The sequence below is a fragment of the Plantibacter sp. 2H11-2 genome (assembly GCF_050031945.1).
In the GTDB taxonomy this organism is placed as follows: Bacteria; Actinomycetota; Actinomycetes; order Actinomycetales; family Microbacteriaceae; genus Plantibacter; species Plantibacter auratus.
On sequence record NZ_JBNBBL010000004.1, the window covers coordinates 228620 to 241265 of the forward strand.

The following is a 12646-nucleotide window of genomic DNA, read 5'->3' on the forward strand; positions in this document are numbered from 1 at the left end:
GACGGGCCGATGCCGGAGGTTCAGCCCGATGGGTTCTCGACGGGGTCGCCCTCGGCGTCGGTCCCCGTCTCGGGGTCGACCTCCTCGGGCTTCGGCACGTCGTGTTTCACGTCGTCGTCGTGCGTGTGCGGGGGACCGGGGCGGGGGCCGTCACTCGACATCGCCACGCCATCCCTGTCCGGTCTGGCCCTCGGATTCGACGAGCTGCTTGAAGTTGCCGAGGTCCTTCTTGACCGCATGGCCGGCCACACCGACGGCTGCGCCGAGGTGCTCGAGGAGGCCCTTGGGCTCCCAGTCCAGCTGCACGGTGACACGCGTCTTGGCGTCCTCCAGGCGGTGGAAGGTGACGACGCCGGCGTGGTCCGCCTCGCCGCCGGTGCTGTTCCAGGCGACGCGTTCGTCGGGGTGCTGCTCGGTGATCTCCGCCTCGAAGGTGCGGGTCTGTCCGGCGACGGTGACCGTCCACTCCGTGAGGGTGTCGGTGACCTGCGTGATCGAGTCGACCTCGTCGAGGAACTTGGGGAAGTCCTCGAAGCGGGTCCACTGGTTGTAGGCGACGGAGACGGGAACGTCGACGTCGATGGTTTCGATGACCTGGGTCATGGGCGCCATCCTCTCTGGTTCTGCGGTACCTGCATGGGTCTCGTCCGGAAAGCCCGGACGCGACTGCGACGGTACGCGTGCAAGCTGCGATTCCGGGGGCATGGCCTCGGGCGCTGCAACCTGTTACCCTGCCCGACTCGACGCGAGCGCTCGCTCAGAGCTGGAAGCGGTACCCCATGCCGGCCTCGGTGAGCAGGTGGCGGGGAGTGGCCGGCTCAGGTTCGAGCTTCTTCCGCAGCTGCGCGATGTAGAGGCGCAGGTAGCCGGTGTCGGTCACGTGCGTCGGACCCCAGATCTCCGTGAGCAGCATCTGTCGGGTCACGAGCTTGCCGGCGTTCCGGATGAGCAGCTCGAGCACCTGCCACTCCGTCGGCGTCAGGCGGACGGTGGCCGGGGACGCACCAGGGATCTGCTTGGTGACCTGCTTCGCAGCGAGGTCGACCACGATGTCGCCGAACCGCACGGTGGGTTCGGCCTCGGCGCCGGGGACCCGCCGGGTGAGGGCGCGGATCCTGGCGAGCAGTTCGTCGATCGCGAAGGGCTTCGTCACGTAGTCGTCGGCTCCGGCGTCGAGGGCCTCGACCTTGTCGGTCGATCCGGCACGACCGGACACCACGAGGATGGGCGCGTCGGTCCAGCCGCGGAGGCCCTCGATCACCTGCCGCCCGTCGAGCCCCGGCATGCCGAGGTCGAGCAGGTACAGGTCGGGGCGGTGCGTCGTCGCGGCGTTGAGCGCAGCGGTGCCGTCCTCGGCCGTGATGATCTCGTAGCCGCGGGCGGTGAGCGTGATGCGCAGGGCCCGGAGGATCTGGGGGTCGTCGTCGGCGATCAGGATCTTCATCGAGCGGTCCCTTCCTGATCACGTGTCGCCGGCAGCGACACCACCATGGTGAGGCCCCCACCCGGCGTGTCCTCCGGTTCGAGTGTGCCACCCATCCCCTCGACGAAGCCCTTCGACAGCGCGAGTCCGAGGCCGAGCCCGGTGAGGTTGTCGGTGTCGCCGAGGCGCTGGAAGGGGACGAACACGTCCTCGCGTCGGTCGGGCGCGATGCCCGGGCCGTGATCGACGATGCGGATCTCGACGGCGTCGCGGAACCCGCTCGTCGCGATCCGGACGGGGGTGTCGTCCGGGCTGAAACGCTGCGCGTTCGTCAGGAGATTTACGATGACGCGCTGGAGGAGGCCGGCGTCGGCGAGGACGGGCGGGAGGTCGGGTGCGAGGTCGAGTTCGGCGTCGTGCGGCCCGATGCCGAGCTCGTCGAAGGCCGGCAGGATCGCGTCCTCGACGTCGATCGGGGCGACGGTCACGGCGAGGACACCGGCCTGGAGACGACTGACGTCGAGCAGGTTGGTGACGAGGGCCGCGAGCGTGCGCAGGCTGTCGTCCGCGGTCTCGAGGAGGTCGCGGCGGTCCGCCGTGGTGAGCTCGACGTCGGTCGCGCGCAGTCCGGTGACGGCGGCGGTCGCGGCGGCGAGGGGGCGCCGGAGGTCGTGACTGACCGCCGAGAGCAGCGCGCTCCGCACCCGGTCGGTCGCGGCCAGCGGGCCGACCTCCTGGGCGGTGGCGCGCAGATCGGTGTGCTCGAGCGAGGCGTCGAGCTGCGCCGCGATGACGGCGAGCAGGCGGCGGTCGGACGCGGCGAGCACGCCACCGTGCAGTTCGAGCACCGCGCGGGTGCCGATCGGGATGCTCGTGAAGTCGCCTCCGCGGGTCGGTTCGCCGTCGACCGCGAGGACCTGCTCACCTGCGACGAGCCGCACCCCGGCGAGCGAGAAGGACTCGCGGGTCCGGCTGACGAGCGCCTGCAGGGCACCCTCGCCGCGGAGCACGCTGCCCGCGACCGTCGCGAGCAGCTCGGACTCCGCGGCCGCGCGCCTCGCCGTGCGAGCCCGTCGCGCCGAGAGGTCGACCACCCCGCTCACGATCACCGCGATGACGACGTAGAGCACGAGCGCCACGAGGTGCGCCGGATCGTCGATGGTCACGGTGTAGAGCGGTTGGACGAAGACGAAGTCGAGCGTGACGCCCGACAGGACGGCAGCGAAGACCGCCGGCCAGAACCCGCCCACGAGCGCGACGAGCACGACGAGCAGCTGGTACGACAGCACCTCGCTCGTGATCGACTCCTCGGTGCGGGCGAGGTGGAGGAGCCAGGTGACGAGCGGCCCGCCGATGAGCGCGAGCGCGAAGCCCGCGATGTGGCGCCGTGCGCTCAGAGCACCGCCGAGCTTCGGCAGTCGGAACCGGCCGCCCGCCGCCTCGTGGTTGACGATGTGGACGTCGATGTTGCCCGACTCGCGGATGACCGTGTTGCCGATGCCGGGCCCCGTCACGGCGGCGGACAGGCGACTGCGTCGGCTGACACCGATGACGAGCTGCGTCGCGTTCGCCGCCTTCGCGAAGTCCACGAGCGCGCGCGGCACGTCGTCGCCGACCACCTGGTGGAAGGTGCCGCCGAGGGTGTCGACGAGCGCCCGCTGCTGCGCGAGTGCACCGGGGTTCGCGGACCGGAGGCCGTCCTGCGTCGTCACGTGCACCGCGATGAGCTCGCCACCGGAGGAACGGGCGGCGATCCGGGCGCCGCGTCGGAGCAGGGTCTCGCCCTCCGGGCCGCCGGTGAGGGCCACGACGACCCGCTCGCGCGCCTCCCAGGTGCTGTCGATGCCGTGTTCGGCGCGATAGTCGCGGAGGGCGGAGTCGACCTCGTCGGCCAGCCACAGCAGCGCCAGCTCGCGCAGTGCCGTGAGGTTGCCGAGGCGGAAGTAGTTGGACAGGGCGGCGTCGATCCGCTCGGCCGGGTAGACCCGGCCACCGGCGAGCCGGTCGCGGAGGGCCTGTGGAGCGAGGTCGATGAGTTCGATCTGGTCGGCCGCCCGCAGCACGGCGTCGGGGATCGTCTCCCGCTGCGGCGCCCCGGTGATCTGCCGGACGACGTCGTTCAGCGACTCGATGTGCTGGATGTTCACCGTCGAGAGCACCGAGACACCGGCGGCGAGCAGGGCCTCGACGTCCTGCCAGCGCTTGTCGTTCGTGGAGCCGGGGGCGTTCGTGTGGGCCAGTTCGTCGACGAGCGCGAGTCCGGGGTGGCGCGCGAGGACTGCCTCGAGATCCATCTCGTCGAGCGTCACGCCCCGGTGCTCGACACCCCGACGCGGCAGCGTCTCGAGCCCCTCGGTCAGGGCGGCGGTCGCGGCCCGACCGTGGGTCTCGACGACCGCGACGACCACGTCGACGCCCTCCCCGGCGAGGCGGTGCCCCTCCTCGAGCATGGCGTAGGTCTTGCCGACCCCGGGGGCCGCGCCGAGGAGCACCCGGAGTCGTCCGCGCTGCATGGTGTTCAGTCCTCCTGGAGCATGGCGCTCTGCCTGCCGACCTCGGGGGCCGCGCTGTGTCGTCCGCGCTGCATGGTTATCCGTCCAGTCCTGCCACGGCGAGGTTGAGCTGCAGGACGTTGACCGTGGACTCCCCAAGGTAGCCGAGGTCGGGGCCCTGCGTCAGGCGCTCGACGAGGGCACGGACCTCGTCCTCGTCGAGGCCGCGCTCGGCGGCGACACGGGGCACCTGCAGCAGTGCGTAGGCCGGGCTGATGTGCGGGTCGAGGCCGGACGCGGAAGCCGTCAGCGCGTCGGCGGGGATGCTCGACGGATCGACGTCCTCGAAGGCGGCGATGGCCGCGCGGCGCTCCTCGATCGAGGCGACGAGGTCGGTGTTCTCCGGCCCGAGGTTGCTGCCGCTCGACGCGCCACCGTCGTAGCCGTCGCCGGCCGCCGACGGACGCGACTGGAACCACTGCGGCAGCGGCTTGCCGTCGGCGTCGGTGAACGACTGCCCGATGAGCGCTGAGCCGACCGTCGTGCCATCCTCGGTGACGGCGGATCCGTTGGCCTGCCAGGACATCGTCGCCTGCCCGATGCCGGTGACGATGAGGGGGTAGCCGACGCCGAGGACGACGGTGAGGGCGAGCATGGCCCTGATGGCGACCCAGTACTGGGCGATGCCGCTGCGGGATGCACTCATGATGATCTGTCTGCTTTCGTGTGCTGGGTGCGGCTCAGAAGCCGGGGATGAGGGTGACGACGAGGTCGATCAGCTTGATCTGGGTCGTCGGCTCAGAAGCCGGGGATGAGGGTGACGACGAGGTCGATCAGCTTGATGCCGATGAACGGCGCGATCACGCCACCGAGCCCGTAGACCAACAGGTTGCGGCTGAGGACCTTCGAGGCGCTGAGCGGTCGGTACTTCACACCGCGGAGGGCCAGCGGGATCAGGATCACGATGATGATGGCGTTGAAGATGATCGCCGAGAGGATCGCCGACGCGGGGGAGTGCAGCTGCATGATGTTGAGCAGTGCGAGCCCCGGGAACACCCCGGCGAACATGGCCGGGATGATCGCGAAGTACTTGGCGACGTCGTTCGCGATCGAGAACGTCGTGAGCGCGCCTCGCGTGATGAGCAGCTGCTTGCCGATCCGGACGATGTCGATGAGCTTCGTCGGGTCGGAGTCGAGGTCGACCATGTTGCCGGCCTCCTTCGCAGCGGAGGTGCCCGTGTTCATCGCGACACCGACGTCGGCCTGTGCGAGCGCCGGAGCGTCGTTCGTGCCGTCACCGGTCATCGCGACGAGGTTGCCGCCCTCCTGCTCCTTGCGGATGAGCTCGAGCTTCTGCTCGGGCGTCGCCTCGGCCAGGAAGTCGTCGACTCCGGCCTCGGCGGCGATCGCCTTCGCGGTGAGCGGGTTGTCACCCGTGATCATGACCGTGCGGATGCCCATGGCGCGCAGCTCGGCGAACCGCTCCGCGATGCCGGCCTTGACGACGTCCTTGAGGCGGACGACGCCGAGCACCCGCGCGGTGCCGCTGGTGTCGGTCTGCGCGACGACGAGCGGGGTGCCGCCGCCGGCGGACACCGCCTCGACGTGCTCCTGGAGCTCGGCGCGGGTCGCCTCGGCGAGGGGGCCGAACGACTCCACCCAGGCCAGAACGGCCGAGCCTGCGCCCTTGCGGATCTGTGCACCGTCCGGCTGGTCGAGGCCGCTCATGCGGGTCTGCGCGGTGAACGGGACGATCTCGCCAGCCCCGGACCCGTCCAGGTGGATGCCCCGCTCGGCGGCGAGGTCGACGATCGACTTGCCCTCGGGCGTCGGGTCGCTGAGCGAGGACCGGGCTGCGGCCTGCGCGAGCTCCTCCGGCGTGACACCGCGGAGAGCGATGAACTCGACCGCCTGCCGGTTGCCGTAGGTGATGGTGCCGGTCTTGTCGAGCAGCAGGGTCGTGACGTCGCCGGCGGCCTCGACCGCGCGGCCGGACATCGCGAGCACGTTTCGCTGCACGAGTCGGTCCATGCCGGCGATACCGATCGCCGAGAGCAGGGCGCCGATGGTCGTCGGGATGAGGCAGACGAGCAGGGCGATGAGGACCGGGACGCTGACGGGAGCCGCCGCATAGGAGGCGATCGGGTTGAGCGTCAGCGCCACGACCACGAACACGATCGACAGGCTCGCGAGCAGGATGTTGAGCGCGATCTCGTTCGGCGTCTTCTGCCGCGCCGCACCCTCGACGAGGCCGATCATGCGGTCGACGAAGGTCTCACCGGGCTTCGAGGTGATGCGGACGACGATGCGGTCGGACAGCACGCGGGTGCCGCCCGTGACGGCGCTGCGGTCACCGCCGGACTCGCGGACGACCGGGGCCGACTCGCCCGTGATCGCCGACTCGTCGACCGAGGCGATGCCCCAGACGATGTCGCCGTCGCCCGGGACGAGCTCGCCGGCGGTCACCACGACGACGTCGCCGAGGGTGAGGTCCGCCGAGGAGACCTGGCCGATGGCGGCGTGCTCCGCGGACGGGTCCGCCGAGGCGTCGTAGTCCGTGACCTGGTTCGCCATGGTCGAGGTGCGCGTCTTGCGGAGGCTGTCGGCCTGCGCCTTGCCGCGTCCCTCGGCGACGGACTCAGCGAGGTTCGCGAACACGACCGTGAGCCACAGCCAGATCGCGATGCCCCAGGTGAACGACGCCGGCACGGCCGAGCCGCCGGACTCCTGCGCACCACCGAGGAACGGTTCGGCGATCGCGAGGACGGTGGTCAGTGCCGCGCCGACCTCGACGATGAACATGACCGGGTTCTTGACCATGAGCCGCGGGTCGAGTTTGCGGAAGGCACCCGGGGTCGCGGCGAGCAGCTGCGCCGGACCGAACGCGGCCTTCGCGGGCTCGTGGTGGTGGTCCTGCTCCTGCTCGGGTTCCGCCGGGGCGGGAAGCGTGTGCGTGGTGGACATGGTTTATGACAGCCCTTCCGCCAGGGGACCCAGCGCGAGTACGGGGAAGTAGGTGAGTGCGGTGATGATCACGGCGACACCGGTGAGGAGGCCGACGAACTGCGGCCGGTTGGTCGGGAGCGTTCCGGCGGTCGACGGCACCCGGTCCTGTGCGGCCAGCGAACCGGCGAGCGCGAGGACGAGCACGATCGGGACGAAGCGACCGAGGAGCATCGCGACGCCGAGTGCCGTGTTGAACCACGGGGTGTTCGCCGTGAGGCCGGCGAACGCGGAACCGTTGTTGTTCGACGCAGAGGTGAAGGCGTAGAGGACCTCGGAGAGGCCGTGGAGGCCCGGGTTCCAGATCGACGTCGTCTCCACATCCGAGCGGACGCCGGGGATGGCGAAGCTGAGAGCGGTGCCGGCGAGCACGAGGGTCGGCGTCACGAGGATGTACAGGCTCGCGAGCTTGATCTCCCGCGGGCCGATCTTCTTGCCGAGGTACTCCGGGGTCCGGCCGACGAGCAGTCCACCGATGAACACGGCGATGACGGCGAGCACGAGCATGCCGTACAGGCCTGAACCGACGCCGCCGGGGGCGATCTCGCCGAGCATCATGTTGATCATCGGCATCATGCCGCCGAGTGCCGTGTAAGAGTCGTGCATCGAGTTGACGGCACCCGTCGAGGTCAGCGTCGAGGTCGAGCCGAACAGCGTCGAGGCGAAGACGCCGAAACGCTGCTCCTTGCCCTCCATCGCACCGCCGGCCGCCATCGGTGCCGCTCCGAGGCCGCGGGTTTCGAGCGCCGTGAGGATCGAGAACGAGGCGAGGAAGATGACGCCCATGACCGCGAGGATCGTGTAGCCCTGCTTGTGGTCGCCGACCATGCGGCCGAAGGTGCGCGGCAGGGAGAACGGGATCGCGAGCATGAGGATGTTCTGCACGAGGCTCGTCCAGGCGGTGGGGTTCTCGAAGGGGTGCGCGGAGTTCGCGTTGAAGAACCCGCCGCCGTTCGTGCCGAGGAGCTTGATGGCCTCCTGCGAGGCGACCGGTCCGCCGGGGATGGTCTGCGTCGCGCCCGTGATGGTCGTGACGTCGGTGAAGCCGTTGAGGTTCTGGATGGTCCCGCCCGCGATGAGCACGACCGCCATGACCACCGAGAGCGGCAGCAGCACGCGGAGGGTGCCGCGGGTGAGGTCGACCCAGAAGTTGCCGATGGTGCCGCTGCGGCGACTCGCGAAGCCGCGGACGAGGGCGATCGCGACGGCGATGCCGACGGCGGCGGAGACGAAGTTCTGCACCGCGAGGCCCGTGAGCTGCACGGTGTACCCCATCGTGACCTCGGGCGAGTACGACTGCCAGTTGGTGTTCGTGACGAAGGACACGGCCGTGTTGAACGACAGGCCCTCGGGGACGGCGGGGAGGCCGAGTGCGAAGGGCAGGACGGCCTGCGCACGCTGGAGGGCGTAGACGAGGAGGACGCCGACGAGCGAGAAGGCGAGCACCCCGCGGAGGTAGGCCTGCCAGGTCTGCTCGGAGCGGGCGTCGACACCGATCACGCGATAGAAGCCGCGCTCGACGGCGAAGTCCTTGCTCGAGGTGTACACCCGGGCGAGGTACTCACCGAGCGGACGGTAGAGCAGCACGAGGACCAGGACGAGGGTCGAGACCTGGAGGATCGCGAAGAGGGTCTGCATCAGAACCTCTCGGGTTTCACGAGCGCGTACACGAGGTACACGACGGCGGCGACGGCCAGGACGGCGGCGAGGAGTTCGAAGACGATCACAGTCTCTCCACTCCCCGGGCGACGAGGCCGACCAGAGCGAACACGGCGATGACGCCGAGCACGTAGACGAGGTCGAGCAAGAGGACTCCAGTGGGTGCGTGGTGCGGGTGCGTGGTGCTGCGTCCCGTTCGGGACAGCTCAGAGCCAACACCCGTCAGCGACCTCCGACGGCGGTCCTCACGGTTTCCATACGCCTTCCGCGTGGATCCTCACGACCTCCCTACGGTGCGTGGTGCGCGGGGCACGAACGCCCACGCGCGGGCGGGGTTGTCGCGGGTGATCGTCGACACCGCTTCCGCGCCGAGGGCCTGCGCCAACTGCGGTGCGACGGTCGTCAGGAGCGCCGCCGGACCGTACTCCTCCGGCCGAACGCGGGAGGCGGACGTGGTCGTGTCGGCGCCGAGGAGCAGCGCGGGCAGGTGCCCGTCGTCGATGAGGTTCTCGAGGACCCGCGCCAGTCGAGCGGGGTCCATCGGGTGGCCCGGCGACGGTGCGTCGATGCATACCCACGCGCCGGAGCGGGCGGCCTGGAGGATCTGCTCGACGTGAGGGTTCCGGCCGAGATGCCCGAGGACGATGGACCTCGGGTCCACCTCCTCTGCGTCCAGCGCGGCCAGGACGAGGTCGGCCGCGGCTCCCTGCTCGAGGTGCACCGCGATGGGCACTCCGGTGGCGTGATGCGCCACTGCGGCGGCCCGCAACGCGTCCCGCTCGTCCTCGGCGAGGCGGTCGGGGCCGACACCGATCTTGATCAGTCCGCACCGGTGGCGGTCGACGTCGTCGATGAACGCCGCTGCGAGCTCGTCGGCCGAGCGCGTGGGTTCCCCAGCGCCGTCGGGGTAGACGCGTCGCAGATGTCGTCCGGTCGCTGCCACGAGGTGGACCCCCCTCGACGCACTGATCCGCCGAAGTGCCGGGAGGCCGCGTCCGAGACCCCGAGGCGTCCACTGGACGACGGTCCTGCCGCCCACCGCTGCGAAGCGCGCGACCGCGGTCGTGGCGTCAGGCTCGTCGACCAGGTCGTCACCGGCCAGGAACGGTGTCCGGAGGAAGAGGTGGTCGTGGGAGTCGACCACGCCCGCCGTGGCCGGGTCGATGTCGCCGAGCACCGTGCGGATCACCCGGGTCTCGAGCCGCACCCGGGTCACCGGGCGTCGTCGTCGCGGTCGGTCGCCGGTGGCTCGGTCGCCGCCTCGGGGAGGAGCCGCAGGGCCGCCATCACCCGGGGCAGCCCGACATACGGCACGAGGTGGACGAGCGCCTCGGCGAGCTCGGTCCGGGTCATCCCGATCCGGAGCGACGTCGTGAGGTGACCGCTGAGTTGTGGGTCGACGCCGCCGAGCGCCGTCAGCGCACCGATGATGAGCAGTTGTCGGTCGCGCGGCGTCAGGCCGTCGCGTTGATAGGTCCCACCGAACACGGCGCCGACGATCCATTCGTCGAAGCCCGGCGCCGCCGCATCGACCGTCGCGCGCCAGGCGGCGGTCGTCGTCTCGTCCTGCAGCTCCGCCAGTCGTTCGCGGCCGGCCGCCACATCGAACACCTCGTGCATCGTCGCTCCCTCGCTCGTCTCGGTTGTAACGGTTGACACGTTACACTTGAACCGTGACCACCGAGACCGACTTCCGCTTCGACGGCGGAGCCACCTGGCTGAACCTGCTCGCCACGCAGGGACAGAGCTTCGGAACGCGGCCGGTGGAGCGGATCGGGACGCCCGAGGCGGGGCATCGGTGGCTCGGCCTGGTCGGGTTCGGTGTGGATGGCGAGCTGAGCGCCGACGACCTCGATCGCCTCGTGAGGCTGCGGGAGTCGCTCCGCGAGCTGGCGATGGCGTCGGTCGCCGGGCGCGAACCGGCCCCGGACGATCTCGCGCAGGTGCGTGGACACGCGTCGGGGTCGGCCGGAGCGCTGTGGAGCGGTCCCGCTCAGGCCGGCGTCACGCTCGCCGCGGCGCTCGCCGCGATCGCCGTCCAGGCGCTGGTCATGCTGCAGGGGCCGGACCGGGAGCTGTTGCGTCAGTGTGCCGAGGTCGACTGCCGCTGGGTGTTCCTCGACACCTCCGGCAGGCGCCACTGGTGTCCGTCACCGGCCTGTGCCAGTCGGGGTCGGGTACGCGCCCACCGCGCGCGCCGGGGGCCCTGAGCGTCGACTGACGCGGGCCGTCCCTCCTCCGCGACGTGCAGTGCCCGCGATGCTCAGTGCCCGAGCGTGTGGGCGTGATCGGGCACGTACCGGTACCGTTCTCGCGCGGGTCGCTCGTAGGTGTCGGAGCCTGGTCGGTCGGGGATGTCGATGGGCTTCGGGTCGCGGTGCTGATAGGGGACCTGCGAGAGCAGATGGGCGATGGCGTTCAACCGTGACGCCCGCTTGTCGTCGCTCTCGATGGTCCACCAGGGCGCGTCCGCGTGGTCGGTGGCCTCGAACATCTCGTCCTTGGCCCGCGAGTAGTCCTCCCAGCGGGTGATCGACTGGAGGTCCGTGTCGGACAGCTTCCAGCGGCGCATGGGGTCGTCCAGTCGCGAGCGGAACCGCTGCTCCTGGACGTCGTCGGAGACCGAGAACCAGTACTTGACGAGGATGATGCCGTCCTCGACGAGCATCCGCTCGAACACGGGGGTCTGGCGGAGGAATCGCCGGTACTGCTCAGGGGTGCAGTAGTCCATCACCCGTTCGACGCCGGCACGGTTGTACCAGGAGCGGTCGAACAGCACGATCTCGCCCGCCGTGGGCAGGTGCTGGACGTAGCGCTGGAAGTACCACTGACCACGTTCCTGCTCACCGGGTGTCGGCAGGGCCGCCACCCGGGCGGACCGTGGGTTCAGGTATTGGACGATGCGCTTGATCGTGCCGCCCTTGCCTGCGGCGTCTCGGCCCTCGAAGACCACGACGACCCGCGCGCCGGTCTCGATCACCCAGCGCTGCATCGTGACGAGCTCGATCTGCAGTCGTTCCAGCTCGGCCTCGTAACGGTCCTTGCGGATGCGTTCCGGTGGTTTGTTCCGGTTCGGAATCTTCGACATGCCTCGTGTTCCCGCCCGTCCCCGCGAGGACTGGTTCGACGCCTGCTCGGCGCGATGGTGCAGTGCTCGGTGCCCGCCCCGGCGGAGCGGTACTCGCGGTCAGCCTGCGCCTGCCGGCCGACTCCCGTGGGGGCCTGTCATGCGCGCGCCGACAGGCGTATAGTCGCGCGCGCGCTGCGATCAGTCCGAACGGGTCAACCCGTCGCGAAGGGCGACGAGATGGGTGCGGCTGCGCTCGAACGCCGCGGTGGCATCGCGATCGGCGACCGCCTGCACGATGTGCTCGTGGACGAGCTGGTCGTGGTCCGTCCCCGGCTCGCCGCTGAGGCGGAGCATCTGGATCATCGCCTCGCGGCTGCGCTCGGCGAAGGTGTCGAACAGTTCGGTGAGGATCTCGTTCCCGCTCGCGGCGACGATGCTCCGGTGGAGCGCCGTGTCGGCGTCGACCCGCCCCTCGATGGTCGCGCGATCGGCGTTCCGATGGGCCAGCGCTGCCCGGATGGCGGCCAGATCGGACGCCGTGTGGCGTTGCGCGGCAAGGGCTGCCGCTTCACACTCGATGGCGATGCGCGCCTCGATGACCGAGCCGATCGCGGTCCGCAGGACGAGCGCGTCCCAATCCTGGACCGGCGTGCGCGACCGGAGGAAGTTCCCCGATCCCTGCCGGGTCGAGAGCACGCCTTGGCCGGCCAGCTGACGGATCGCCTCGCGCATGGTCGACCGGCCCACGCCGAGCTGCGGTGCCAGGGTCGTCTCGCCGGGCAGCTTCTGGCCGATCTCCCACTCGCCGGCCTGGATGCGTTGCAGCAGCAAGCGTGCGACCTGGTCGGAGAGCGATTCGCGGTGCACCGTGTCCATGGCTCGATCATAGTCCTCAGCTTGTCTGACAAGTTGTGTTAGCGTTACCGCGTGATCCCCGCAGACCCCCGACTCTCCACACCCGCCGGCCCCGTTCCGTCCTCCGCGCCGAGTTGGAATCGC

At 70.4% G+C, this 12646-nt stretch carries 13 protein-coding genes; 1 reads left to right on the forward strand and 12 read right to left on the reverse strand.

All coding sequences use genetic code 11. The annotated features are described in order from the left end of the window. Window positions 1–20: 20 nt before the first annotated feature. From ACQG07_RS10545 to ACQG07_RS10590, 10 genes are all read right to left on the reverse strand, one after another. Window positions 21–161, reverse strand: coding sequence for a hypothetical protein (locus ACQG07_RS10545; protein WP_159877259.1), 141 nt, complete (start codon window positions 159–161; stop codon window positions 21–23). Then, a complete protein-coding gene (locus tag ACQG07_RS10550; RefSeq protein WP_124768446.1) occupies window positions 151–603 on the reverse strand; it encodes an SRPBCC family protein in 453 nt (150 codons plus the stop codon). Before ACQG07_RS10550 ends, ACQG07_RS10545 begins: the two co-directional genes overlap by 11 nt. 154 nt (window positions 604–757) lie before the next feature. Beyond that, a complete protein-coding gene (locus tag ACQG07_RS10555) occupies window positions 758–1444 on the reverse strand; it encodes a response regulator (protein WP_191940289.1) in 687 nt (228 codons plus the stop codon). Next, the gene (locus ACQG07_RS10560) at window positions 1441–3936 is read right to left on the reverse strand and encodes a DUF4118 domain-containing protein (RefSeq protein ID WP_426738257.1); all 2496 of its coding nucleotides are present in this window, start codon (window positions 3934–3936) and stop codon (window positions 1441–1443) included. Before ACQG07_RS10560 ends, ACQG07_RS10555 begins: the two co-directional genes overlap by 4 nt. A 76-nt stretch (window positions 3937–4012) precedes the next feature. Beyond that, window positions 4013–4621 carry a potassium-transporting ATPase subunit KdpC gene (kdpC, locus tag ACQG07_RS10565; RefSeq protein WP_426738258.1) on the reverse strand — a complete coding sequence of 203 codons (609 nt, stop codon included), beginning with the start codon at window positions 4619–4621 and terminating at the stop codon, window positions 4013–4015. A 92-nt stretch (window positions 4622–4713) separates the two neighbouring features. After that, entirely contained in the window at window positions 4714–6879 is a 2166-nt protein-coding gene (kdpB, locus tag ACQG07_RS10570; protein ID WP_426738259.1) for a potassium-transporting ATPase subunit KdpB, read from the reverse strand. A 3-nt stretch (window positions 6880–6882) separates the two neighbouring features. Beyond that, window positions 6883–8556 carry a potassium-transporting ATPase subunit KdpA gene (gene kdpA, locus ACQG07_RS10575; RefSeq protein WP_192004347.1) on the reverse strand — a complete coding sequence of 558 codons (1674 nt, stop codon included), beginning with the start codon at window positions 8554–8556 and terminating at the stop codon, window positions 6883–6885. Beyond that, the gene (kdpF, locus tag ACQG07_RS10580; protein ID WP_056009336.1) at window positions 8556–8645 is read right to left on the reverse strand and encodes a K(+)-transporting ATPase subunit F; all 90 of its coding nucleotides are present in this window, start codon (window positions 8643–8645) and stop codon (window positions 8556–8558) included. Before kdpF ends, kdpA begins: the two co-directional genes overlap by 1 nt. Before the next feature lie 209 nt (window positions 8646–8854). Next, complete coding sequence (locus tag ACQG07_RS10585) at window positions 8855–9793, reverse strand: hypothetical protein (protein WP_426738260.1); 939 nt, start codon at window positions 9791–9793, stop codon at window positions 8855–8857. Further along, window positions 9790–10236 carry a carboxymuconolactone decarboxylase family protein gene (locus tag ACQG07_RS10590; RefSeq protein WP_426738261.1) on the reverse strand — a complete coding sequence of 149 codons (447 nt, stop codon included), beginning with the start codon at window positions 10234–10236 and terminating at the stop codon, window positions 9790–9792. The genes ACQG07_RS10585 and ACQG07_RS10590 overlap by 4 nt, the downstream gene beginning before the upstream one ends. Window positions 10237–10250: 14 nt before the next feature. Here ACQG07_RS10590 and ACQG07_RS10595 point away from each other — a divergent pair, with 14 nt between their 5' ends. Further along, entirely contained in the window at window positions 10251–10787 is a 537-nt protein-coding gene (locus ACQG07_RS10595; RefSeq protein ID WP_426738262.1) for a CGNR zinc finger domain-containing protein, read from the forward strand. Window positions 10788–10840: 53 nt separating this feature from the next. Here the strand turns inward: ACQG07_RS10595 and ppk2 are convergent, their stop codons facing one another. Further along, window positions 10841–11665, reverse strand: a complete 825-nt coding sequence (ppk2, locus tag ACQG07_RS10600) for a polyphosphate kinase 2 (RefSeq protein WP_426738263.1) — start codon at window positions 11663–11665, stop codon at window positions 10841–10843. 180 nt (window positions 11666–11845) lie between these two features. Then, window positions 11846–12523, reverse strand: coding sequence for a FadR/GntR family transcriptional regulator (locus ACQG07_RS10605; protein ID WP_426738264.1), 678 nt, complete (start codon window positions 12521–12523; stop codon window positions 11846–11848). Window positions 12524–12646 lie beyond the last annotated feature (123 nt).